Below are 22,605 nucleotides of genomic sequence, written 5' to 3'. Positions count from 1 at the left end.
CGCGGCACGCCCTCGGCCACAGCGCAACGGCGACCGACCGGTGCGGATTACGGCTGCGTCGACGGGGGAGCAACCGGATCGTGGCCATCGAGGCGACCGACGTCTTCTCCCGACGCGCGCGTGCGGTCGGCGACGGCCGGGCTGCGCCCGGCGCGTCTCGGCTGCTGATCGTCGGGTCTTCGATGGGCTCCGGACACCTGACCGCGGCACGCGAGCTGGCGCGGCGCGCCCGCCATCGCGGGGCGTCCGTCCGGGTGGTCGACTACCTGGCGCTGCCGGCCGGCCCGCAGGGGCGCCTGGTTCGTGAGCTCTACCGCCGGATGGTGACCCACGCACCCGGCCTGTACGACGGGATCATTCGTGGCTGGCGCGCCCACCCGGCCTTGTTCGAGCGCCTGAGCGCGGTCGGAGAAGGCGCCTACATCAATGGGTTGGAGCGCGAGTTCGCCGCTTTCCCACCGACGGCCGTGATCTCCACCTACAACCTCGCCGGGCAGCTGCTCGGCCGGATGCGCCGCGGCGGTCGGCTTGACGTGCCGCTGATCGCCTATGTCACCGACGCCGGCGCCCACCCCTACTGGGTGTCCGACGGCGCCGACCTTCACCTTGCGCCGCTCTCGGCCACTGCTCGGGCGTTGTCGGATCTCGGTGCCGCTCGGGTGCAGGTCGTCGAGCCGCTCGTCGCCGCGCCGGCCGAGCGGTCGCGGTCGCAGGCCCGCGCGACCCTCAACCTGCCGCCGGGCCGCGTCGCTCTCGTCAACGGCGGCAGCTGGGGGGTCGGTGCGGTGCGGCTGGCCGCTGGCGCTCTTGGTACGAGCGGCACCCGGACCTACGTGCTCTGCGGTCAGTGCGAGCGGCTCGCGCGGGCAGTACGCCGACTGCCGGGTTGCCACGCGGTCGGCTGGACCGACGATGTCGCCGCGTGGATCGCCGCGGCCGACGTGGTCGTCGACAGCGCGGGTGGCACGACCTGCTGGGAGGCGATCGTCGCCGGGCGACCGGTCGTCCTGCACCGCCCGCTCGCCGGACACGGGCGACTCAACGCAGCCACGCTGCGCGACGCCGGCCTGGTCACGGTCACGCAGACCGACCGCGAGCTTCAGAGTGCCGTGCGCTCGGCGCCCGCGGCGCGGCCGGACCTGCTGCCGCCGGCGCCGGATCCGGCCGCCGTCGTCCTCGCCACCGCTGTCTCCGAGCCGATGGCGGGCCGCCGCTAAGGCCGACCGGCCGCGGCGGCGAGGATGGGCAGATGCGAGCAACGAGCGCGGCAGTCTGCGTTGCCGGCTCCTTCGCGGCGGCTCAGATCGTTCCCGCCGGGTCGTGGTTGCCGTCGCTGCGTCGCCGGCTTGCGCCGGCGTTGAACGGCCAGATGCCCGCCGGCACGGTGGCGCTCACCTTCGACGACGGGCCGCATCCCGATGGCACGCCCGCAATCCTCGATGCCCTTGACGAGCAGGGTTGGACGGCGACCTTCTTCGTCCTCGGCGCGGAGGTGGTCAAGCGGCCGCACCTGGTCGCCGAGATCACGGCCCGAGGTCACACGGTCGGCGTGCACGGCTACGAACACCGGTACCTGCTGGCCCGCGACCCGCGCTCGGCGTACTCCGACCTTCGGCGCGCTCACCAGGTGACCGCCGATGCCCTCGGCCGCGCGCCGCTGTGGTGGCGGCCGCCGTACGGCGTCCTCACCGGCCCTGCGCTGGTGGCCGCGCGGGCGGTCGGGGTCAGGCCGAGGCTCTGGTCGGCGTGGGGCAAGGACTGGCGCGCGTCAGCCTCACCGCGCTCGATCGTCACGACGATCGCCACCGGACAGGTCGACGGCGGGGTCGTCCTGCTTCACGACTCCGACCTGATGAGCGCGACCGGGTCCTGGCGCAACACCGCGGCTGCTCTGCCCTTGTTGGCCGACCACCCCTCGATGCGGGGCCTGACCGTAGCCGGGTTGCGCTGAGCGAGCTTTGGCGCGCTCTCCGGTGATCGCGCAGCGGAGCTAACGGAGTCAAAGCGCACGCACGGGGAACACTTTTCTCACTGTGCCCAGCTACCACGACTTGCCGGCCGGCCGGCGTGCGGCCGGTGGCGCGGCGATGCACTTCACTCCGGGCCGGACGGCAGACCGCAGGCGCAACGGCTGGTCGACGACTCTACGGCCGATGCATCGCGCCCGGCTCATGTCGTCGAGACCGAGCTGGTGGTCGCAACTGGTCCTCGTGGTCGGGTTTCTCTTCGCCTACGACCAGCTTCGAGCCTGGCACGGCAACGTCGTCGGCGTCGCCGTGCACAACGGACGTGAGGTGCTCTCGGTCGATCGCTGGCTGCACGTGGCGTGGTCGCAACCGATGGACACCTGGCTCGCGGGGCATGCCACCGCCGGCATCCTGCTGGCCGGCTATTACGTCGTCATGCATCTGGGTGCGACGACGGGGATGCTGCTCGCGCTCTTCTTGTGGTCTCCGGCGTACCGCCGGCACCGCAACGCCTTGCTCATCCTCAGCCTGCTCGCGCTGATCGTGTTCTGGGTCTACCCGACCGCCCCGCCCCGGTTGCTTCCCGGCTTCCACGACACCGTCCGCCACGACCTTCCCTTCGCCTACCAGGCAGAGACGGACGGCGCGAACCTGTACGCCGCGATGCCCTCGCTGCACGTCGCATGGGCGGTGTGGGTGGCCGTGTCGGTCCGAGCGCTGACCGCACGCAAGTGGGTTCGGCTGCTCGCCGCATTGCATCCGGTGGCCACCGCGGTGTCAGTCCTCGCCACCGGCAACCACTACATGTTGGACGTGCTCGCCGGCGCAGCGCTGACACCGGTCGGCTACCTGGTGCTCGGGGTCGGCGAGCGGCTTCGCCACCGGTTCGCGGTCGGGTCGGCCCATGCTGTTCGGCGTACTTAGCGCGCTCGCGGCCGCGGCGTGCTTCGCGGTCGCGGCGGTTCTTCAGCAGCGGGCAGCGGCGACCCGCCCTCCGGGAGAGGTGTTGTCGCCACGGCTGTTGCTCGCGCTTGCACGAGAGCCACTCTGGTTGGCGGGCGTCGGCACGGCGGCGCTCTCCTACGCCGTACAAGCCGTCGCGCTGTCCCAAGCACCCTTGGCGGTGGTGCAACCGATCCTGGCTTGCGAAGTGGTGTTCGCCATCCCGCTCTCCGTGCGCCTGCGCCGCGTGCGCCTGCGGGCCCGCGACTGGGTCGGGGTGTTCGGGGTAGGGCTCGGGCTCGCGGTGTCGATCGCGCTGGCCGACCCGCGTGGCGGCACCCCGCTGGCGCCGTTGTCGTCGTGGGTCCCGGTGGTTGTCCCGCTCGGCGTGGGCGCCGCAGCTGCCGCCGCGGTCGGACGCGCCGCCGGCGGCACCCGGCGGCCGATGTCCTTCGCGCTGTCGGCCGCCGTACTGACCGGGCTGGAGGCCGCACTGATGGCGGCGACGACGCGCCGGTTCGAGGGTGGGGTGGCCGCCGGGTTCACCGCGTGGGAGCCGTACGCCATGGCGGTCTGCAGCATCACCGCCACGCTCATGCTCCAGTCGGCGTTCGAGTCCGGCCCGCTGGCCGTGAGCCTGCCGATCGTCGACGCGGTCGCGCCGCTGCTGTCCATCGTGATCGGCCTGACCCTCTTCGGCGAGCAGATCACCGGCTCGCCGGCGCGGCTCGGGCTGGCGGCGATCGCGCTGGCCGTGCTGCTGGGCAGCATCGTCACCCTCGACACCTCGCCACTCGTGCAGCGCGCGGCACCGAACGTGCAGGCTCAGCGCAGAGGCAGTCCGACCAGCGCTCCGAGTGCGACCACGCCGACCATCAGCCAGGCCACGTAGTCGCCGACGTGCCCGGAGTGCAGCGCGCGGATGCCGGCGATGCCTCGTTGAAACGGACTCAGCGCGGACGCGAAGCGCTGGGTGATCGGTTCGATGTACCAGCCGATAGTGGCGACCGAGACCGCCAGGACGGTGGAGACCAGCCCGAGTACGACGCCCTTCGTGGTCCAACCGATTCCGGCGGGAGTGCGGATGGGGCGTGGCACGGCATGGCGAAGGGTCTCTGCGAGGTAGCCGGCATGGTCGAGCATGCGCTCGGCGCCGCCCCCGATCGCGTTGACCGCGGAGGAGTCCACGCCGATCGCGAGGGAGCCGGCCAGCAGCACGATGATCGGACCGACCAGGCTGACCGAACGTGCGCGGAACCGTTCGATCGTCTCCGGCTGCTCCTCGTCGCCGGTCGTCTGCTGGCTGCCCTCGGTGGGACGCGGCCCGATCCCGAGGAAGATCCGGCCACCGGCGCGCAGCGCCGCGCCGCCGGTCATGGCGGAAACCGCGACGAACAGCACAGGACCGAACCAGTAGCCGTTCGCGCTGAGCGCATCCTCGCCGATCGCCTTGCCCAGGGCGCTGCCGAAGGGCGGCAGGCCGGCCAGCGCCAGCGCGGCGATGCCGAAGAGCACCGCCAGAACCGGCGCGTCGCGGGCCCGGCCGTGCAGGGTGACCTCGTCGACGCTTCCGTAGCGGTTGAGCAGCATGCCCGCGAGCAGGAACAGTGCGCACTTCGCCCCGGCGTGGCCGGCGACGTACACCGCCGCTCCCGTCGTACCCGCGGCGCCCATGGTGCCCGCCGCGCACATGAACAAGCCCATGTGCGCGATCGTCGAGAAGGCCAGCAGCCGCTTGAGGTGCCGCTGCGCCAGGCACATCACCGCACCGACCAGTGCGGTGACCGCACCGAGGACGATGAAGGTACGACGGACGTCGGCGACCGGAATCGTGCCCGCGAACGCGGACCAGTAGACCCGCAGCACGCCGTACAGTCCGAGTTCCACCATGACTCCCGAGAACAGGACGCACACCGGCGTCGGAGCCGCTGCGTGAGCGTCGTCGAGCCAGAAGTGGAACGGCACGGCCGCCGCCTTCACCAACCAGCCGGAGATGACGAGGACGAAGCCGACGGCGATCAGCGCATCTACGCGTTGGTGGTTCAGGCTCGCACCGATCTGGGCGAGGCCGAGCTGGCCGGTGTGGGCGTACACGAGCCCGATCCCCATCAGCGTGACGTAGGCCCCGAGCGAGTTGACGATGCCGAAGTTCAACGCACCTTGAAGCGAGCTGCGATCTTCGACCTTGAAGCCGGTCAACGCATACGCCGCCGCACCCATGAGCTCGAAGAACACGAACATGTCGAACAGGTCGCCGGTCAGGGCGAAGCCGTTCATGCCGGCAAGGAACAGCATCATCAGGCAGTGGTAGTGGGCATCCGCGGACTCGAAGTAGCGCGCGGAGTAGACCATCGCGAGCAGCATCAGCGTCGCGGCGAGCAGCGCGATGCCGGCGCCGATCCGATCGACGACGAACACGATGCCGACCGGATGGCCGGCGCCGGGAAGCCAGTTGCCGATCCAGTTGATCACCCGTCCGCCGCTTCCGGCGAACAGCGCGGCGTCGAGTCCCACGACTGCGGCCGCGCCCGCGATCGCCGTACCGTCCACCAGCGGGCGGGGCGCACGGTGGCCGATCGACAGCAACACGCAGGCGACGATGATCGGGATGGCGATGCTGACGGGTGCCAGCTGAGCCAGCCCGTCGTTGAAGTGCATCAGCCCCTCAGCGCCGACAGCTTGTCCGGGTCGGTCGTGCCGTGCTGCTTGGCGATCTGCAACGACAGGGCAAGCAACAGCGCGGTGACCATCGCGGAGACGACGATGTCCGTCAGGCAGAGCGCTTGCACGACCGGGTCGACGACATCCGTGGACGGCTTGACGGTGGAACCGAACACTGGTGCCAGTGCCTTCCACTGGTAGCCGATGCTCAGCAGCAGGACATAGGTCCCTGCCTGGCTGATGGACAGGCAGACCACGGCTTGGACCAGGTTCCGGCTTCGCGCGACCCCGACTGCGCCGATGAGCAGGATCGCTCCGGCAACGAAATACGCGTAGTAGCTCATCGTGGCCGTGGGCCCAGCAGGATGGCCTGGTCGAGGAACTTTGCGACCAGGACGATCACGCCCGACGCAACCTCGATGCCGACGGCGCCGTTGAGCAGCGGCACGGTGCCGGCCGAGAAGAGCTGCCCGAACGTCCCGAGCGGGAGGGTATTGGCGAGGAAACCGAGGGTCGTGGCCGCGCCGGCGATCCCGAAGCAGGCAAACGTGGCCGCGCCGATCGCCTCGCCATGCTCGAAGATCCGGACCGGGCGCAGCCGCTGGAGCGGCCCGTACGAGCCGGCGACGTACAGCAGGTGGATCGCGGTGGCGAGCACGATGCCACCCTGGAACCCGCCACCGGGGGTGACCACGCCGTGCGCGATCACGTCCAGACCGATGATCAGCGCGAGCGGGATCATCGCGTAGCCGAGCACCCTGGTCGCTTCCATGACCCGGCCGGTGTCCGACGGGCCGGCCTCGCGCTCCTCCTTGGTCGGCCGGAGGAGGGCTGACACGCCGATGATCGAGACGAACAGGATGGACTCCTCACCCAACGTGTCCAGCCCGCGCTGGTCGAAGTTCACCGAGCTCACCGCATTCGCGGTCCGGTGAGCCACCGCCGCATGCACCGCCGCCGTGCGGTACGGATGGTGTGACCCGCCGAAGGCCGGCAGGTCGAGGAACGCGGAGGCCAGCACGACGGCCAGCGCCGCGCCGGCGATACCCACCATCCAGAGCCGAGCCCGCCTGCTCACCGGCTGCCCCGGATCTTGCTGATGGTCAGAAGCACCATGAGGGGAACGATGGCCGTCCCGACCGCGACCTGGCTGAGCGCGACGTCCGGTGCCTGAAGGACGAAGAACAGTACGGCGAGGCAGACGCCGAACAGCGACAACGTCACGGCCTGGCGGTGGGGGTCCTCGGTCATGACGACCGCGATCGCCGCGGCCAGCACCAGCGTGAGCGAGATGGCCACGAGGAAGCTCATGCTGCCCTCGTCACGGTGGGCTCGTCGGGTCGAGGATGCCGCGCTGCTGGGCTTCCACCCGGCCGGTCGCCATCTGCAGGATCGGCCCGGTGACTCCGAGTAACGCGACGATCAACAGCTGCAACCCGGCAGTGATGCCCCAGCCCGTGTGCACGACGATCGCGGCCGCGAACAGCGGACCCGCCACCGAGGTGACCGGCGTCAGGTAGTGCAGCTTGCCGAACGTCGTACGCATTGTCAGCGCGCCCACGCCCGACAGCAGGATCACGAGCAGCGCGGCCGCGAGCAACGCGTCGGAGATGACGTCTCGCGTCATGGCCGCGGTCCCAACAGCCTGGTGTAGACCAGCGTGCCGACCACGTTCAATGCGGCCAGCACGAGAGGGACGATCAGGTAGCTCGGCTGGTCAACGGCTGCCGCGAACGCCATCAGGAACAGGACGGTGACCGCGACGCCGAGCTCGAGGCCGACCAGGCGGGAGATCGCGTCACCGTGCGATCCGATCAGTAGAGCCGGCACCAGGCCGATCACGATGAGCGCGGCCGACGCCGCGAGCCAGGCGTTCATCGGCGTACCGCATCCGTCATCGACCGGCGCCCGCCGGCCAAGACGTGGGTCAGCAGCTCGCCGGTGTCGACGTCACCGTTGACGACGAAGCTTCCCGGGCTCAGCGAGACGAGCAGGGTCGCGGCAGCGCGGGTCGTGGAGGGGCGCGGGTCAGGACCGGGCGCAACCGGGATGCGCTGCCAGTGGCCCTCGCTGCGGGGACGGAAACGCTCGCGCCAGGGGAGTGCCAGCACGGCGACCGTGTCGGCGACGACCGCAGCGGGAACGGCAACGGCCCAGCGCAGGTATCGCCGCGACGGGTCGAGCCGCACACCGAGCGTGCGGCGTACGGCGACTGCCGCCGCCGCGCACGATGCGGCGGACGGACCAGCCACGATCAGGTCGGCGCCGGTCACGGAGGACAGCGTCAGCAGCCACACACCGAGCGCCGCCGCCGTCCACGCGAGCCACTCCCCGCCGACCTTGGCGATCTTCGTCACGCGCAGATGGTCCCCGCGTGCCCACGGGTTAATCCGTTAGCGGTGCGTCGCTGACGCCTCCTCGCGTCGCGGCCAGGACGGATGCCGCATCCTTGCCTGCCAGTGCACTCGGCAGGTCGGGCACCAGGCCGGATGATCGACGTCGTGGGGGCAGGTCCAGCTCGCGGTCGGGGGGATACCTGCTTCGTGGGCGGTGCGGCGGCGCTCGTGGCGGCTTCGCATGCCCGCACCGTAGGCGCGCAGCTGCCACTGTCACCGCGGCCGAACTACCCCGTACGAGTCGCCGAAGGTCCCGATTCCGGAAGGTGGCCGAAGGTTCCGTTTGCGGAGCAAGGGGCATCTGTTCGCCATGCCCGAGGCTGTGCCGGTCGTTGATCTCTACGACGATGCCGAACGCTGCGCGGAGCTCGCCGGGTTGCGCTACGTGCAGGCGGAGGAGCCGGGGCTGCGTCGGGCGCGGGCCGGCTCCGGGTTCAGCTATCGGAAGTCGAACGGCAGGCCCGTCAGCGCGGCAGTGCGAGCGAGGGTGCAGGCACTCGTGATCCCGCCGGCCTGGCAGGAGGTCTGGATCTGCGCCGACGAGGACGGGCATCTGCAGGCCACCGGCATCGATGACCGCGGACGCAAGCAGTACCTGTACCACGAGCGATGGCGGGAAGTGCGCGACCGGCTCAACTTCGACCGGTTGGTCGACTTCGGCAATGACCTGCCGGCGGTCCGGTCCGACGTCGACAGCCAGCTGCGCCGGCGTACCTTCGACCGCGCATTGGTGACGGCGGCGATGCTGCGCATCGTCGACCGCTGCGGGCTGCGCGCCGGCTCCGAGGTGTACGCCGAGGAGAACGACAGCTTCGGGTTGAGCACGCTGACCAAGAAGCATGTGTCCGTGACGCGCGACACGGTGACCTTCTCGTTTCCGGCGAAGTCCAAGCGGCAGGCGCTCGTGGTCCTCGAGGACGCCAAGGTGGCCCGGGTGGTCCGGCGGCTGGCCGATCAGCGTGGCCGCCGGCTGTTCACGGTCGACGGGTCGCCGGTGACGGCGGAGGAGATCAACGAGCGGCTGGGTGAGCTGTGCGGCTCCCACGTGACGCTGAAGGAGTTCCGCACCTGGCGCGGGTCCCGGGTCGCCTTCGCTCACCTTCGGGCCCGGCTGGGAGAACCCGACCGCAGCAGCTGCGTGGTGGACGCGATCGACGCGGCCGCCGAGGCGCTGGGCAACACCCGGGCGGTCGCCCGTGCGCACTATGTGCATCCCGAGATCCTCGAGGCCTACCTCACCAGCGACCTCGACACCTTCCTGAGCCGGCACCGCGCCCGCGCGACCCGCTACCTCGGTGCCGACGAGAACCTCATGCACCGCTTCCTTCACGACAGGGTCGACCGGCGCGCGTGAGCGCGGCTATCGGGCGCCGGTTTCTGGTGGCCGGATCGCGGAAATGATCACGCCAACGCCATCCCCCAAGATCCGGCAAGGAGCTATCGCGTGCTCGCGTCGTGGCTGATCGCCGGCCTCGCGTGCGCCGTGCTGAGCACCGCGCTCTTGCTCGCTCCGGTCCCCATCGTGATGGGCAACGCCGGCGGGACGTGGGCGTGGAGCCGACGCCTGATCCTTGCCGTGGTCGGCACGGCGATCACCGTGGCGGTCGGTGTCGGTGTGCTGGACGTCATCGGCGCCACTCGCATCAACCTGATCGGATCCGCATCCGCGCTTGCGCTCGGCTCGCTGCTGTGGCTTCCCGCTACGCGGCGATGGAGCGCGCGCGCCCACCTGTGTTGGGCCTGCACGGTCTTTCTGTTCGTCGCCTACCTCGCGTTCATGCTCGACTGGACCTTCCAGAGCGGCCTGTCCGCGCTGTCGGAGGCCGGCGGCTTCCTGCTGTGGCTGCTCGAGCTGTTCGCGGCGTTCCTTGCGTGCGCCTATCTATGGGAGCTGTGCGACGCGTTGGGCAGCCAGCGCTGGCGCCGGCGGGTCGGCCAAGGGGCCAGCACGGAGGCGTTCCAGACCGGGCCGCTGCCGTTCGTGAGCCTGCACGTCCCCGCGCACAACGAGCCACCCGAGATGGTGATCGAAACCCTGACCACGCTCCTTCGGCTCGACTACCCGTCGTACGAGGTCGTTGCCATCGACGACAACAGCGACGATCCGCAGTTGTGGCGACCGGTCGAAGCATGGTGTCTCGAGCACGGCGTCAAGTTCCAGCACCTCGAGGACTGGCCGGGCTACAAGTCGGGCGCGCTCAACTACGCGCTCCAGCACCTCACCGACCCGCGGGCCGAGCTGGTCGGCGTGTGCGACTCGGACTACCAGATGAACCCGGACTTCCTGCGAGGATGCGCGCCGCTGTTCCGCGACGAGTCCGTAGGGTTCATCCAGGCGCCGCAGGACTACCGGGAGTGGCAGGGCGACCGCTACTACCGCCGGCTGTATTACTCCTACGAGTACTTCTTCGCCGTGTCGCAGCCGTCGCGGAACGAGCGTGACGGCGCGATCTTCGCCGGGACGATGGGCCTGATCCGGCGTCGTGCCCTCGACGAGCTCGGCGGCTGGAACGAGTGGTGCATCACCGAGGACGCCGAGCTTTCTCTGCGGCTGCTTCGCGCCGGGTGGTCCGGCCTGCACGTGGATCGGTCGTTCGGCCACGGCATCATGCCGCTCACCTTCGAGGCGCTGAAGGGGCAACGGTTTCGCTGGTGCTTCGGCGGCATCCAGATCCTCCGCATGCACTGGCGGTCGTTGCTGTTCGGCAAGGCGGCGGCGGACAACCGGATGTCGACCGGCCAGCGCTGGGCCTACCTGTCGGGGGCCTTGCAGTGGTACGGCGACCTGCTCGGCCTGCTGTTCTTTCTCTTTCTCCTGGCCGGCGCCGCGAACATCGGCGCCGGCGGTGGGTTGTTGTTCCGCAAGCTCACCGGTTTCCTGATCGCCACCATCCCGCTGCTGTTCGCGCTCGGTCTGATCCGTGCGATCGCTCTGCTTCGCCGGCGGACGGGAGCAAGCTGGCGAGAGGCGCTGGGCGCGTTCCTCATCTGGCAGTCGACGTCGCTGGTCACCGCGCGGGCATCCGTCCAGGCTCTCTACGCGCGCGAGGCCGAGTTCCTGCGTACGCCGAAGACGAGCGACCGCTCCACCCTCTGGGACGCGGTGAAGGGAAACCGCGGCGAGACGTTGCTCGCGCTCGCCGGGCTGGCCGCGATCATCACCTCGCTGACCAGGCCGACGACCTATGCCGGTCCGCTCACCGCGATCCTGCTGGTCTGGCCGACGATCAGCTACGGCGCGGCGTTGGTGAACTCGCGCGCAGCACAGCGTGCGTCGCTCCCGCCGGAGCTGGCCGCGCGGCGCCGTACCGAGTGGCTGCGCGGGTCGCCCGGCGCTCGGGTCACGCTTGCGTTCGGCGCGGCCGGGGCCAGCGCTCTCATCGTGGTGATCGTCCTCGGCCTGCTGGCACCGCAACGCGGGCCGGTGCACACACCGAGCCTGTTGCAGCCCGCCAAGGGCAAGCCGGCGTACACCAGCACGTCGCCGAGCCCGAGTCCGTCGTCGTCCACCTCGCCGTCACCGACCGCATCCACGCCTGCTTCTCCGCCGGCGGGTGGATCGTCCTCGGCGTCGCCGACCTCGAGCGCGACATCGAGCGCGACATCGAGCTCCTCGCCGTCACCGACGCCGTCGTCGTCGAGTCCGGCCTCGTCGTCGTCGAGCCCGGCCGCCGCACCCGGCTCGCCATAAGGCGGCACCGCTCACTGGTCGCGGCGCAGCAGGTCCTCGTAGGTCTCCCGGCGCACGACCAGCCGGGCCTCACCGCCACGGCAGAACACGACCGGCGGGCGGCGGGCACCGTTGTAGTTGTTGGACATCGTGTAGCAGTAGGCCCCGGTGACCGGCACGACGACGATGTCACCGACTTTCGGGTCGCGCAGGGGCACGGCGTGGCTGATCACGTCGCCGGACTCGCAGTGCCGGCCGACCAGCTCGACCGGCTCACCACCTCCGACCCGGTGCGCAAGCGTGGCCTCGAACCGCTGCCCGTAGAGCGAGACGTCGAGGTTGTCACCCATGCCGCCGTCGACGGCGACGAACGTCGGTTGGTGTCCCTTGACGGACACGACGCGGTAGAGCGTGACGCCGGACCGGGCCACCAGCCGCCGACCGGGTTCGATCAGGATCTCGGCTTCTGCCGGCAGGCAGCGCCGGGCCGCCGCCACGAGCGCCGAAACCCAGTCCTCCACACCAGGTGGTGCGTCGGCGTAGGTGTAGCGCGCCCCGAGCCCGCCGCCGAGGTCGTAGGTGTCGAACTCGCCGAACCGGCTCAGCGCCTCCACCGCGGCGACGAACGGCTCGGTCGCACAGATCTGGCTGCCGATGTGCATGTGTACGCCGGCGAGATACAGCCGGTCGCTGGTTCGCAACATCGCGATCGCACGTTCGGCGTCGGCTGCGGCCAGACCGAACTTCGACCCGGCCTGACCGGTCGACATGGCGTCATGGGTCTCGCCACGAACGCCCGGGATGACGCGAAGCAGGACGCGCTGGGTGTCGACGACCCGTCGCTCGAGCCGGTCGATGTCGTCGAAGTTGTCGACGACGATCGTGCCGACCCCGGCGTCGAGTGCCAACTCGAGTTCCTCGTCGGTCTTGGCGTTGCCCTGCATCACGATGTCCGCCGGGGTGACGCCGCCGGCGAGTGCCGCCGCGAGCTCACCACCGCCTGACACTTCGATCGCCAACCCGGCCGCGGACAAGGTCCGGTAACCGGCGGTGCACGGAAAGGCCTTGGATGCGAAGACCACACGCGATCGCGGCCAGGCGGCGGTGAGGGCCGTCCTGAAACGGCCGGCCTGGGCCAGCAATGCGTCCTCATCGACGACGTACGCCGGTGTGCCGTAGGTCGACGCGAGCTCGTCGACGGGGATCCCGCCGATCCTCAGGCTGCCGTCCTCATCCAGGTCCGCGCCGACGGGGCACAGTGAGAGCACGGCGTCCCGGGCAGCGGCCAGGTCACCGGTCGATAGCGCTGACGAGGTCATGTCCGCCCCCTTTCGTGCGGGTCAACCCTAGATCGACCCGGCGCGGTCACAGCGCAGCGCTCAGGCGGCGGACGATCACCTCGGCAGGTTCTGCCGTCGCGGCTCGATAGCCGACACCGGCCCACAGGTTCACCCACTCTGGGTCGCCGGCAGCCGCGGCTGCCTTGCGCAGGCCGCTCGTCAGATGATGGACCGCGGGGTAGCCGAACGGTGCGAGCTCGTCGTACCGGCGGATGAACTCGTTGGGCAGGCCTCTTGCCGGGCGCCCGGTGAACGCTCGGGTCAGGACCGGTTCGCCTCGCGCCTCGACAAGAGCGGCCTTGTGCACGTCCGAGGCCCCACTCTCGTCGGCACGAAGCAGCAAGGTGCCGACCGCCACTGCCTCGGCACCGATGCCGAGCAGGTCACGCACTTGCTCGGTGTCTGTGACGCCACCCGCTGCAATCACCGGCAGCTCGGATGCCGCGATGACGGCACCGGTGAGCTGGGCGAGCGGCATCGTCGCAGGGGGCTGCTGCGGGGTCAGCGTGCCCCAGTGCCCGCCTGCGACCGAGGCCTGCGCCGCCAGCGCGTCCACGCCCGCGTCGCGTGCACGGCGGGCCTCGTCGGCGCTGGTGACGGTCTGGATCACCAGTGAGCCGCCCGCCCGCAACCGCGCGACCGTGCCGCCGTCCGGAATGCCGAAGGTGAAGCTCACCACGGGAACCGGGTCGCGGATCAGTACGTCGATCTTCGCCGCCCAGTCGTCGTCGTCCTCGACCGGCTCGGCCGACTCGACCATGACCCCGAAGCGGTCGGCGACCGGTTGGAGCGCGCGCGCATAGGTGCGGAAGGCGGACAGGCCGACCGGCAAGGGATTCGGTGCGAACAGGTTGACCCCGAATGCCGATGCCGTCGCGCGGACGCCGGCGATCTCCTCGCTCATCCGTTGTGCGGTCCGGTAGCCGGCAGCGAGAAAGCCGAGCCCGCCGGCGCGCGCGACCGCGGCGACCAGGGCAGGTGTCGACGGACCACCGGCCATCGGCGCCGCGACGACGGGAAGCTCGACGCCCAGGCTCTTGAGCACCGAGCCCACAGCACGACCTCCTCACCGATGAACCGGGTCATCGTCGCATCAGCGGAGGTAGCGGCCGACGCAGACCGCGAGCTGCGAACGGCCGATGGCCGGCGGCAGGGTAGGACCGTAGTCCCGAACCCGCCGCCGGCCATCCGTACCGAACCGTGCGGCCGGCTACCTCGCGAGCACGTGTGCGGCGGCCAGCAACAGGTCGGCCTGCACGATCCAGCTGCGTGCCTGGCGGTGCGAGATCGGCTGGTTGTCGAACTGCGCGTCGAGCAACGCCGGACCGATCCGGTTGGCAAGCGCGTTCCGTGCGTGGTCCAAAGCGGAGAGCGCCGCTTCGATCCGTTGGTACTCCTGGTCGTTGCTGCTCGAGCCGCTGGCGAGCGCCCGGGTGGACGCGGTCAGCGTGTCGGCGGCGAACTGCCCGGCGGACGCGAGGATTTGCTTGTACACATGGCCGAGATCGACGATGTCGTTGGTGTCACCACGAACCGCCGGCGACAGCACGTTCGGCGAGAGCAGCTCGGTGAGCACCCGGCCATCGACGTTGTAGTCGTCCCTCAGGCCGGCGAGGGCAAGCAACGTCGGACGGGTGTCGGTCTGGTCCGCCCAGACCGAGGTGTTGACACCCCGTGCCCGCACGCCCGGTCCGACGTACGACGACCAGATGTCCTGCATGTCGGGCCAGAGCCCACCGTGGTTCCAGGCATAGCCGGACGAGGTGTAGACGCACGGCTCGTTGCAGTTCTGCGCGCCGCCGCCGACGTACTCGTCCTCGCCGGAGAACGCGGTCATCGTCGGAGTGCGCGCCGGGTCGGAGGACACGAAGTGCAGGATCTTCTCCTCGACCGGATCGGCGAGCTGGTAGGCCACCTTGTCCGTACTCCCCGTGATCGGGTTGGTGACCGTCAGGCCGCTGATGTCGCGCTCGAGCTGGCGGACCTGCGGGTTGGTCGGCGAAGGGTTGCCGGTCACCCAGAGCGAGGGCGCCGGGTCACTGTGGATTGCGAACGGCGTGGTGTCCCCGTCCTTCGTGGCGAGCAGCCCCGGCAGGTTGACGTTGACCTCGGACTTCGTGGTGTAGGAGCAGTAGTTGCCGTTCAGCCCGGTGCAGTTGGCGGGCGTCGGCTGGCTGCCGGAGAAGTGGTCGCCCTCGTCGGTCGTGACGGAGAACAGGGTGTTCGCCGGCGTGATGCCGTCGGCCTTGAGCCGGCTGAAGAACTGCCCGAAGGCGACGTTGTAGTCGTGCAGCTGCTGTTCGAAGGTCTGCTCGCCCGGGCCGAGGTCGCCCGTGTCCGCAGCGGTGTGGTCGGTGTGCACGTCGGACACGTAGACGTCCACGACCGGCACGTTGTGCTCGAGCATGGTGGCGGCGTAGCCGAGTGAGTTGGTCGGAGTGAGCGAGTCGAAGCCAGGGAACCCGACGTTCCCGTAGGCGTCGCTGATCGTCGTACCGTTCAGCGCCTTGACCGGCCCGGACGGGCTGATGACCGGCTGGATCTCCGCGTTGCCGAACAGCGCCTTGTAGCCGTGGTAGCCACCCGGCTCATCGGGGAGCGCGTCGGTCTGGCCGTTCGCGCACGTCGCGGAGCCGGCGGCGCAGTGCACGGCATACCCGACGACGTCGGCGGTCGCCTTGTTCGGGTTCGTGGCCGCTTCGGCCGCCTGCGGGGAGTCCGGGCCGAACACGGTGGGGATGTCGGTGCCGATGTTCTCGAGCACCTCGTTCGACATGCCGACGTCGCCAACGTTGCAGCCCGCGCGGGTGTAGGGAACCCACGGTGCCGGCACGTTGACGTTCGTGTCGTTCGGTACGTCGTCGCGGTTCGCGGTGTACTCGAGGTTGTACCTGGTGTCGGCCGGCTTGCCCGACGGGTCGTAGAGCGGGTCGGTCCAGTACGCGAACGAGATACCGGTCTGCGTGCTGCCGCTCGGCGTGTAGTAGCTGAAGCTGTTCGACTGGGTGATCGCGGTGCGGTCGGGATAGAGCCCGGTCTGGTTCGACATGAAGTTCGTCGCGGTGTGCACCAGGTCGTCGTGGGTGTTGGCGAGGACGACCCCGTTGTCCTTCAGGAAGTTGTACAGGGTCGGCATCTGCTCCATGTCGCTCGGCACGTTCGGGTTGTCCCGGGTCAGGTGCACGTTGTCGAACTGGATCTGGATGACGTGTTTGATGCCGTTCGCCAGCCGGCAGCTGGACGAGGCGTCGTGATGCGGTGAGGCACCGGCCGGAGCCGCTGCCGTGACGCCGACGACAGCCGACCCGGCGATGACCGCCGAGACCGCTGTTGCGCTCAGAAGACGCGTGCGCACGGATGAACCTCCACAGCCCCCGAACGGCGCGACCCCACCCTCCGTGGCGGCAACCTTACGAAACGCCCTTATCTCGCACAAGTGGATAGAAGTGAATATTCGGACATCGCCCGGTGAAGGCCAGCCTCGCAGCGCGTCCTGCTGGGATAACACAGATTTGTGTTATCCCAGGAACTAGTGATAAGGTCGTCATATGCCGATGGACGCCGAGCTCACCTTCGCCGACCACGCCGGGCGCTTCTATGCCCGCCGCTACGGGATGGCCCCGATGGTCGGCCGCCTGCTCGGCTACCTGCTGATCTGCGAGCCGCGCGAGCAGAGCATCGCGGAGCTGGCCGATGCGCTGCTGGCCAGCCGGAGCGCGATTGCCGGCGCGGTCAACTCCCTGGAGACCCTTCGCCTGATCCGGCGCTCGCGCGCGGCGGGGGAGCGGATGGACCGGGTGAGCATCGACCTGAACTCCCCGCACTCGATGGGCTTCGACGTCTCGGAGTACGAGGGGCTGGCCGAGCTGGCCCGCGAAGGGCTGACCGTCCTCGCCGACGCGCCGGCCGAGCGTCGCGCCGCGCTGGTCGAGATGGCGGTCTTCGCCGACTGGCTGACCGCGCGACTGCCCGAGTGGGAGCGGGACTGGCTCGCCCATCGCGAGCGGCTGCGCGACTCGGGCGAGCTACCCCACCAACCACCGCACGCGAAGGGCGACCGCTCATGACGGACATCGAGGTACGCCGTACCGCGATCGACGCGACCGGCGTCCGCAAGTCCTTCGGCGAGCAGACCGTCCTGGACGGAGTCGACCTCCAGGTCGACGAGGGCACGATCGTCGCGCTGCTCGGGCCCAACGGCGCGGGCAAGACGACGCTCGTCCGCATCCTTTCGACCCTCATCGCCGCCGACGGCGGCGACATCCGGGTCGCCGGACACGATGTCGCCACCGAGCCGGCTCGGGTGCGCGCGGCGATCGGCGTCACCGGCCAGTTCTCCGCCGTCGACGACCTGCTCACCGGCCGGGAGAACCTTCGCCTCATGGCCGACCTGTGCCACCTCGGTCGCGACGGAGCGCGACGCGTGGCCGAGCTGCTGGACCGCTTCGAGCTCACCGACGCCGCGGACAAGCCGCTGTCGACGTACTCGGGTGGGATGCGTCGCCGCCTCGATCTCGCGATGACCTTGGTGGGCAAGCCGCGGCTGATCTTTCTCGACGAGCCGACGACCGGGCTGGACCCGAGCAGCCGGCGCACGATGTGGCAGATCATCGGCGAGCTTGCCGCCGGTGGTGTCACGATCCTGCTCACCACTCAGTACCTCGACGAGGCCGACCAGCTGGCCGACCGGGTGGCGGTGCTCGACCACGGCCGCATCGTCGCCGAGGGCACGCCGGCTGAGCTGAAGCGCCACATCGACGGCGGTCACGTCCAGCTGCAGTTCGCGGATCCACGCGCACTCGACGATGCGGCCCGGCTGTTCCCCGCGTCATCGGCGGACGCGGAGCAGCTCAGCCTCGAGGTTCCCGGAGCCGGTTCGGTCGACGTCGTACGCCGGATGCTCAACCAGCTGGCCGATGCCGCGATCGACGTCGAGCAGCTCTCGATCCACACCCCCGACCTCGACGACGTGTTCTTCGCCGTCACCGGCCGGGCCACCCAGCCAACCGTCCAGGAAGCCCTCCAGCCATGAGCTCCGCAGTCGCCTTGAGCGTGTCCGATTCCACGACGATGCTTCGTCGCAACCTCAAGCACCAGCTGCGCTATCCGTCGCTGACCCTGCTGCTTGCCGGGATGCCGATCGTGTTCCTGCTGTTGTTCGTCTACGTGTTCGGCGGCCAGCTCGGGGCCGGTCTGCAGGCGAGCCTTTCGGGCGGCCACACCGGCCGGGCCGGCTACCTCGACTACGTCATGCCCGGCGTACTGATCATGGCGTCCGCGGCCGCCGCGCAGGGCACCGCGATCATGGTCGCGAAGGACATGACCGAGGGCATCATCGACCGGTTCCGGACCATGTCGATCGCCCGCGGCGCAGTCCTCACGGGGCACGTGGTCGGAAGCCTGCTGCAGGCGCTGGTCGTGCTCGCGCTCGTGCTCGGCGTCGGCGTCGCGATCGGATTCCGTCCGCGCGCCAACCCGCTCGAGTGGTTGGCCGCGGTCGGGATGCTCGCCCTGTTCTCCTTCGCCTTGATCTGGCTGTCGACCGCACTGGGCCTGGTCGCGAAGAGCGTCGAAACGGCAAGCAACACCCCGATGTTCCTCACCTTGCTGCCGTTCCTGTCCAGTGGGTTCGTCCCCACCTCGACGATGCCGGCCGGGCTACGCCAGTTCGCCGAGTACCAGCCGTTCACTCCGGTCATCGAGACCATCCGCGGCCTGCTCACCGGTCACGCCGTCTACGCGCACGCGGTTGCTGCCATCGCGTGGAGTGTCGGCATTGCGATCGTGTCGTACCTGTGGGCGGTCCGCCTCTACAACCACCGCCGCGCCAACGCCCACTGACCCGCGGGCGTTCGAGTCAGTGCGCGACGATGGTGCTGATCGAGACGGCGGCACCGTTCTTCCCGTACACGAACGCGTAGATGTCGACGCTGATCGCCTTACCGGCCGCGCTGGCAGGCACCTTGATCGTCCGCTTCAGGCTCAGGAACTTCTCGCTGCTGCCGAGCTGCCAGGTGTAGGTGAACGCGGTTCCCTTCGGCCAGGTGCCGAGCACGACCGTCTCCGTGCCGCCCGCCGTCGGGACGGTCGGCGAGAGGCTCGGGCCCGGATCGGGTTGCGGCACCGTGCCGAAGTCGCCGGCGGCCTTGATGGAGATGTGCTTGGTGGCCTTCCCCTTCCGGACCTTGATCGACTTTCCGAACGGCGGCCCGGCGGGCTTGTCCGGGCCGTAGGCGACGTTGCCCCACTCCTTGCCTGAGCGGTACTCGCCGTAGAACTCCACCCGGTAGGTGCCGGGCTTGACGTTGAACGAGTAGTCGCCGGTCTTCTTGTTCAGAGTGACACCGTGACCACCGCTCGCGAGCACATCCTCGCTGACCACCCAGCCCTTGCTGCCGTCCTGCGCCGTCTTGGGCACGTAGAGGGTGACGACCACGCTTTTCAGGGGATGCGCCGCCTTGATCTTTCCCTTGACCGTGCCGAGCTTCGACTTCGCCGGCTGCGCCGCCGGTCGACGGGCCTGCACCGCCGCGGATGCACTGCCGGGCGTTTGACGCGGGCTTCCCGCGGCTGCTGCGGCGGGAAGCGCGGCTGTGAAGAGGGCTGCAGACGTGAGCACAACAGCGGTGAGGTGGCGCCGGTGGGTCATCAGTACCTCGGGTCTCGTCGGACTCAGGGCGCGCGCCCGCAGCACGAGCGCGAGATCGTCGCGAGGCACGATCCTAAGCATGAGCGGCCGGTGCGCGAGCGAGAATCTCAGAATGTCGCAGCCTCGCGATCGGAGCCGGCTCGATCGACGTCGTACGTCGAGTCGGGCCTCGCAAGGAGCAGGATGGCAGGCGTGTCCCTGCCGACCCCGACCCTGCACACCGCCCGCCTGCGCCTGCGTCCCTTCGCAGACGACGACGCGGAAGCGCTGTTCGCGCTGCAGAGCAACGCTCGTGTGTTGCGCTACTGGGACGCACCACCGTGGACCGAGCGTGCGCGCGCCGAGCGTTTCATCGCGAACTGCTGGCAGCAGGCCGCGGAAGGAACTGCGGCGCGGCTGGCGATGGACCGTGAGTCCGACGGCACGTTCATCGGCTGGTGCAGCCTGACCAAGTGGAACCCCGAGTACCGCAGCGCGTCGTTGGGTTACTGCCTCGACGAGCCGGCCTGGGGCCAAGGGTTTGCCACGGAGGCAGCGCGCGCACTGCTGCAGTGGGCGTTCGACACGCTGGACCTGAATCGGGTCCAGGCCGAGACCGACACCCGCAACCTGGCCTCGGCGCGGGTCCTGGAAAAACTCGGCTTCGTGCGGGAAGGGACCTTGCGCGAGGACTGCATCGTGAGCGGCGAGGTATCGGACTCGTGGGTGTTCGGGCTGCTCCGGAGGGACTGGGCAGAAACCTGATGGCCCGCGCCGGCGAGCCCCTTTATGGTCGCCGGTGTGGACGAGATGATCGCCGCGGTTGAAGCGGCGCTGCGACGCGAGGCCGCGCTGCCGGTTCGAGCACAGGCAGCGGCGACGGCGGTTCAGGATCACGGGAACGCTCGCTGGGTGGGGATCTACTCGGTGGACGACTCCGAGGTTCGAAACGAAGCGTGGGCCGGCCCTGCCGCCCCGGCCTACCCGCGTTTCGCCGTCACTGAAGGCCTCACGTCACATGCCATCGCAGCCGGCGCGATCGCGGTGAGCAACGACACCGCACGTGATCCGCGCTATCTGGCCAACCAGGACGACTCCGGCTCCGAGCTGATCGTCCCGATCGTCGTCGACGGTCGGGTCATCGGCACGCTCGACCTCGAAAGCGATCGCGTCGGTGCCTTCTCCGGCGAGAGCATCGCGCGCTTCGAGGCGGCTGCACAGTTGCTTGCTGCCTTGTGGCTCGGGCCGTCGTAGCAACGGGCGTGTCCAAGGGATGCCTGATGGGTCGTTGGCGTTGGTGCAGAAGGTGATCGCGCTCGTGTGATCGCCGGGCTGTCTCAAGGCTGGCAATAACAGGGAGCGTCGCCGTTCGCTGCGTCTCGTGGGTCGGTGTCAACGGGCTGCCGGCGATCTGTGGACGGTGGTGTTCTCGTCCACGGTTGTGGACAGGACTGTGTTCGCTGAGAGCCGAAAACATGTTGTGTATCAACGGTTTCTCGACCCCAGAAACTGTCAGATCTGGCCCTTAAGGTCAGTCGCATGTACTCGCCGGGTCCGGAGATCGAGCAGATCACCGCGGGAGTGACCGCGCTGCTCGCCCGTGACCCGCACACCCGCTCCGACCTGGAGCTGACCGACTCCACCGAGCTGCTGTTGCGCCTGCGCAGCCAGCTCGACGCGGTCCTGGTCCGCCAGCTGCAGGTGATCGATACCCGGGACGCGACCGTGAACGAGTTCGGGCGGGCCACCCGCGGGTGGCTGGTCGAGGAGCTGCGATGCGGCGCGGAAGATGTCAACCGGCTGCTCACCGTGGCCCGCGCGTTGCCGTACCGGCCGGTGATCGACCAGGCGCTCGCCGACGCGCGCATCACTCTCGACCACGCCCGGCTGATCACCACCGCGGTCGCCAAGAGCCCAGCACCGATCCGGGACGTGGTCGAAAAGGAGCTGGTCACCGCGGCCGAGACCGTCGACCCGGCCGCCCTGGGCCGGTTCGCCCGGGAGCTGGCCGCCCGGCTCACCGGCGATGACGCCGAAGCCGCCGCGCAGCGGCGCTACGACTCCCGCTGGGTCCGGCTGTCCCCGACCTTCGACGGGATGGTCGCCTTGGACGGGATGCTCGACCCGGCCGGCGCCGCCACCGTGAAGGCAGCGCTCACCCCGCTGCTGGGCAAAGCCGGCCCGCAGGACGAGCGCGCCGGTGGGCAGCGGGCCGCGGACGCGCTGGTCACCGTCGCGGAGATCGCGCTGGCCGCCGGTGGGCTGCCCGAGCACGGCGGGGAGAAACCGCAGGTGATCGTCACGATCGGCTACGACCAGCTCAACGCCGAGCTCGCCGCGCACGCCGACACCCGCACCGACACCCGCACCGGGCCGCGCACCGGGCCGCTCAGTGGCCTGACCGGGCCGGTCACCATGAACGGCATCGAGGTCACCCCGGCGACCGCCCGGATGATCGCTTGTGACGCCGGGATCATCCCGGCCGTGCTCGGCTCTCACGGTGAGGTGCTCGACCTCGGCCGCAAAACCAAGACCTGGAGCCCCGCGCAGCGCCGCGCGCTGCGCCTCGAGGACCGGGGCTGCCGGTGGCCCGGCTGCCAGGCCCCACTCGAACGCTGCCGGATCCACCACATCCTGTTCTGGTCCCGATCCGGACGCACCGACAAGAAAAACGGGATCCACATCTGCGAGTTCCATCACTGGCTCGTCCACCACGCCCAGTGGCGCATCAGCAAAGACGACAACAACCGCATCCGCGTCTGGCGCGAATGAGCAGTCTCGACGACGGCCCTTCACGTGGCTTGTTCGTGACGCGGCCGCTGGTTTGTGACCTAGCCGTAGTGACCCGCGAGGTTGTTGGCGGCGCGCCTGCTTGAAAGTGGGAGGACCTCCAGGCGGAGTGGATGTGTCTCGCATCTACCCGCAGGAGGTCTTCGATGGTTCACGCTAGTGCCCGTACGAACCTGTTCGCTCGTCGTCTGATCGTTGAGCGTGTCGCCGC

General features: G+C 69.7%; 23 protein-coding genes. 12 read left to right on the top strand and 11 right to left on the bottom strand.

Annotation, left to right across the window (positions count from 1 at the left end; translation table 11 throughout):
- Positions 1-80 precede the first annotated feature (80 nt).
- The 4 genes from VME70_10555 to VME70_10540 all read left to right on the top strand — a co-directional run bounded on the left by VME70_10555 (position 81) and on the right by VME70_10540 (position 3,801).
- Positions 81-1,217 carry a glycosyltransferase gene (locus tag VME70_10555; GenBank protein HTW20637.1) on the top strand — a complete coding sequence of 379 codons (1,137 nt, stop codon included), beginning with the start codon at positions 81-83 and terminating at the stop codon, positions 1,215-1,217.
- 32 nt (positions 1,218-1,249) lie between these two features.
- Positions 1,250-1,951 carry a polysaccharide deacetylase family protein gene (locus VME70_10550; GenBank protein ID HTW20636.1) on the top strand — a complete coding sequence of 234 codons (702 nt, stop codon included), beginning with the start codon at positions 1,250-1,252 and terminating at the stop codon, positions 1,949-1,951.
- Between the two features lie 202 nt (positions 1,952-2,153).
- Positions 2,154-2,891, top strand: a complete 738-nt coding sequence (locus VME70_10545; GenBank protein HTW20635.1) for a phosphatase PAP2 family protein — start codon at positions 2,154-2,156, stop codon at positions 2,889-2,891.
- Positions 2,872-3,801, top strand: a complete 930-nt coding sequence (locus VME70_10540; protein HTW20634.1) for a DMT family transporter — start codon at positions 2,872-2,874, stop codon at positions 3,799-3,801. Before VME70_10545 ends, VME70_10540 begins: the two co-directional genes overlap by 20 nt.
- Here the strand turns inward: VME70_10540 and VME70_10535 are convergent.
- From VME70_10535 to VME70_10505, 7 genes are read right to left on the bottom strand one after another with little or no spacing between them, the layout of a single operon-like run.
- Positions 3,735-5,567, bottom strand: a complete 1,833-nt coding sequence (locus VME70_10535) for a proton-conducting transporter membrane subunit (protein HTW20633.1) — start codon at positions 5,565-5,567, stop codon at positions 3,735-3,737. The genes VME70_10540 and VME70_10535 overlap by 67 nt on opposite strands.
- Positions 5,567-5,914, bottom strand: coding sequence for a cation:proton antiporter subunit C (locus VME70_10530; protein HTW20632.1), 348 nt, complete (start codon positions 5,912-5,914; stop codon positions 5,567-5,569). The genes VME70_10535 and VME70_10530 overlap by 1 nt, the downstream gene beginning before the upstream one ends.
- Entirely contained in the window at positions 5,911-6,648 is a 738-nt protein-coding gene (locus VME70_10525; protein HTW20631.1) for an MnhB domain-containing protein, read from the bottom strand. Before VME70_10525 ends, VME70_10530 begins: the two co-directional genes overlap by 4 nt.
- On the bottom strand, positions 6,645-6,881 hold the full coding sequence (locus tag VME70_10520) for a hydrogenase subunit MbhD domain-containing protein (GenBank protein HTW20630.1): 237 nt from the start codon (positions 6,879-6,881) through the stop codon (positions 6,645-6,647). Before VME70_10520 ends, VME70_10525 begins: the two co-directional genes overlap by 4 nt.
- A 10-nt stretch (positions 6,882-6,891) precedes the next feature.
- On the bottom strand, positions 6,892-7,197 hold the full coding sequence (locus tag VME70_10515; GenBank protein HTW20629.1) for a monovalent cation/H(+) antiporter subunit G: 306 nt from the start codon (positions 7,195-7,197) through the stop codon (positions 6,892-6,894).
- Entirely contained in the window at positions 7,194-7,448 is a 255-nt protein-coding gene (locus VME70_10510) for a monovalent cation/H+ antiporter complex subunit F (protein ID HTW20628.1), read from the bottom strand. Before VME70_10510 ends, VME70_10515 begins: the two co-directional genes overlap by 4 nt.
- Positions 7,445-7,927, bottom strand: a complete 483-nt coding sequence (locus VME70_10505) for a hypothetical protein (GenBank protein ID HTW20627.1) — start codon at positions 7,925-7,927, stop codon at positions 7,445-7,447. The genes VME70_10510 and VME70_10505 overlap by 4 nt, the downstream gene beginning before the upstream one ends.
- A gap of 349 nt (positions 7,928-8,276) precedes the next feature.
- Here VME70_10505 and VME70_10500 point away from each other — a divergent pair, with 349 nt between their 5' ends.
- Both VME70_10500 and VME70_10495 read left to right on the top strand, forming a co-directional pair.
- The gene (locus VME70_10500; protein ID HTW20626.1) at positions 8,277-9,320 is read left to right on the top strand and encodes a DNA topoisomerase IB; all 1,044 of its coding nucleotides are present in this window, start codon (positions 8,277-8,279) and stop codon (positions 9,318-9,320) included.
- Between the two features lie 90 nt (positions 9,321-9,410).
- On the top strand, positions 9,411-11,657 hold the full coding sequence (locus VME70_10495; protein ID HTW20625.1) for a glycosyltransferase: 2,247 nt from the start codon (positions 9,411-9,413) through the stop codon (positions 11,655-11,657).
- 11 nt (positions 11,658-11,668) lie between these two features.
- Here the strand turns inward: VME70_10495 and lysA are convergent, their stop codons facing one another.
- The 3 genes from lysA to VME70_10480 all read right to left on the bottom strand — a co-directional run bounded on the left by lysA (position 11,669) and on the right by VME70_10480 (position 16,331).
- Positions 11,669-12,955, bottom strand: a complete 1,287-nt coding sequence (gene lysA, locus VME70_10490) for a diaminopimelate decarboxylase (protein ID HTW20624.1) — start codon at positions 12,953-12,955, stop codon at positions 11,669-11,671.
- A 46-nt stretch (positions 12,956-13,001) separates the two neighbouring features.
- Entirely contained in the window at positions 13,002-14,021 is a 1,020-nt protein-coding gene (locus VME70_10485; GenBank protein HTW20623.1) for a nitronate monooxygenase, read from the bottom strand.
- A 165-nt stretch (positions 14,022-14,186) separates the two neighbouring features.
- The gene (locus tag VME70_10480) at positions 14,187-16,331 is read right to left on the bottom strand and encodes a hypothetical protein (protein ID HTW20622.1); all 2,145 of its coding nucleotides are present in this window, start codon (positions 16,329-16,331) and stop codon (positions 14,187-14,189) included.
- Positions 16,332-16,524: 193 nt separating this feature from the next.
- Between VME70_10480 and VME70_10475 the strand changes: the two genes are divergently transcribed.
- Genes VME70_10475 through VME70_10465 form a run of 3 tightly spaced genes read left to right on the top strand, consistent with a single transcriptional unit; the run spans position 16,525 to position 18,817 of the window.
- Positions 16,525-17,043 (top strand): MarR family transcriptional regulator, encoded by a 519-nt coding sequence (locus VME70_10475; GenBank protein HTW20621.1) that lies wholly within the window; start codon positions 16,525-16,527, stop codon positions 17,041-17,043.
- Positions 17,040-18,008: an ATP-binding cassette domain-containing protein gene (locus VME70_10470; GenBank protein HTW20620.1), complete on the top strand. Its 969-nt coding sequence runs from the start codon at positions 17,040-17,042 to the stop codon at positions 18,006-18,008. The genes VME70_10475 and VME70_10470 overlap by 4 nt, the downstream gene beginning before the upstream one ends.
- A complete protein-coding gene (locus tag VME70_10465) occupies positions 18,005-18,817 on the top strand; it encodes an ABC transporter permease (protein ID HTW20619.1) in 813 nt (270 codons plus the stop codon). The genes VME70_10470 and VME70_10465 overlap by 4 nt, the downstream gene beginning before the upstream one ends.
- Positions 18,818-18,833: 16 nt before the next feature.
- Here the strand turns inward: VME70_10465 and VME70_10460 are convergent, their stop codons facing one another.
- On the bottom strand, positions 18,834-19,694 hold the full coding sequence (locus tag VME70_10460; protein HTW20618.1) for a hypothetical protein: 861 nt from the start codon (positions 19,692-19,694) through the stop codon (positions 18,834-18,836).
- Between the two features lie 114 nt (positions 19,695-19,808).
- Here VME70_10460 and VME70_10455 point away from each other — a divergent pair, with 114 nt between their 5' ends.
- The 3 genes from VME70_10455 to VME70_10445 all read left to right on the top strand — a co-directional run bounded on the left by VME70_10455 (position 19,809) and on the right by VME70_10445 (position 22,376).
- Positions 19,809-20,369 carry a GNAT family N-acetyltransferase gene (locus tag VME70_10455; protein HTW20617.1) on the top strand — a complete coding sequence of 187 codons (561 nt, stop codon included), beginning with the start codon at positions 19,809-19,811 and terminating at the stop codon, positions 20,367-20,369.
- A 45-nt stretch (positions 20,370-20,414) separates the two neighbouring features.
- Entirely contained in the window at positions 20,415-20,858 is a 444-nt protein-coding gene (locus VME70_10450; protein ID HTW20616.1) for a GAF domain-containing protein, read from the top strand.
- A gap of 285 nt (positions 20,859-21,143) precedes the next feature.
- Complete coding sequence (locus VME70_10445; protein HTW20615.1) at positions 21,144-22,376, top strand: DUF222 domain-containing protein; 1,233 nt, start codon at positions 21,144-21,146, stop codon at positions 22,374-22,376.
- Positions 22,377-22,605: the final 229 nt, after the last annotated feature.

Source organism: Mycobacteriales bacterium (assembly GCA_035504215.1).
GTDB lineage: Bacteria > Actinomycetota > Actinomycetes > JAFAQI01 > JAFAQI01 > DATAUK01.
Note: the sequence above shows the minus strand (reverse complement) of the source record. Positions and strands in the feature narration are given on the sequence as shown.

Bases quoted from the DNA above. Each gene is read 5' to 3' on its own strand.
- VME70_10510 (HTW20628.1), bottom strand. From the start codon at position 7,448: ATGAACGCCTGGCTCGCGGCGTCGGCCGCGCTCATCGTGATCGGCCTG.
- VME70_10475 (HTW20621.1), top strand. From the start codon at position 16,525: ATGCCGATGGACGCCGAGCTCACCTTCGCCGACCACGCCGGGCGCTTC.
- VME70_10540 (HTW20634.1), top strand. From the start codon at position 2,872: ATGCTGTTCGGCGTACTTAGCGCGCTCGCGGCCGCGGCGTGCTTCGCG.
- VME70_10515 (HTW20629.1), bottom strand. From the start codon at position 7,197: ATGACGCGAGACGTCATCTCCGACGCGTTGCTCGCGGCCGCGCTGCTC.
- VME70_10535 (HTW20633.1), bottom strand. From the start codon at position 5,567: ATGCACTTCAACGACGGGCTGGCTCAGCTGGCACCCGTCAGCATCGCC.
- VME70_10465 (HTW20619.1), top strand. From the start codon at position 18,005: ATGAGCTCCGCAGTCGCCTTGAGCGTGTCCGATTCCACGACGATGCTT.
- VME70_10470 (HTW20620.1), top strand. From the start codon at position 17,040: ATGACGGACATCGAGGTACGCCGTACCGCGATCGACGCGACCGGCGTC.
- VME70_10520 (HTW20630.1), bottom strand. From the start codon at position 6,881: ATGAGCTTCCTCGTGGCCATCTCGCTCACGCTGGTGCTGGCCGCGGCG.
- lysA (HTW20624.1), bottom strand. From the start codon at position 12,955: ATGACCTCGTCAGCGCTATCGACCGGTGACCTGGCCGCTGCCCGGGAC.
- VME70_10455 (HTW20617.1), top strand. From the start codon at position 19,809: ATGGCAGGCGTGTCCCTGCCGACCCCGACCCTGCACACCGCCCGCCTG.
- VME70_10545 (HTW20635.1), top strand. From the start codon at position 2,154: ATGCATCGCGCCCGGCTCATGTCGTCGAGACCGAGCTGGTGGTCGCAA.
- VME70_10450 (HTW20616.1), top strand. From the start codon at position 20,415: ATGATCGCCGCGGTTGAAGCGGCGCTGCGACGCGAGGCCGCGCTGCCG.
- VME70_10550 (HTW20636.1), top strand. From the start codon at position 1,250: ATGCGAGCAACGAGCGCGGCAGTCTGCGTTGCCGGCTCCTTCGCGGCG.
- VME70_10500 (HTW20626.1), top strand. From the start codon at position 8,277: ATGCCCGAGGCTGTGCCGGTCGTTGATCTCTACGACGATGCCGAACGC.
- VME70_10445 (HTW20615.1), top strand. From the start codon at position 21,144: ATGTACTCGCCGGGTCCGGAGATCGAGCAGATCACCGCGGGAGTGACC.
- VME70_10530 (HTW20632.1), bottom strand. From the start codon at position 5,914: ATGAGCTACTACGCGTATTTCGTTGCCGGAGCGATCCTGCTCATCGGC.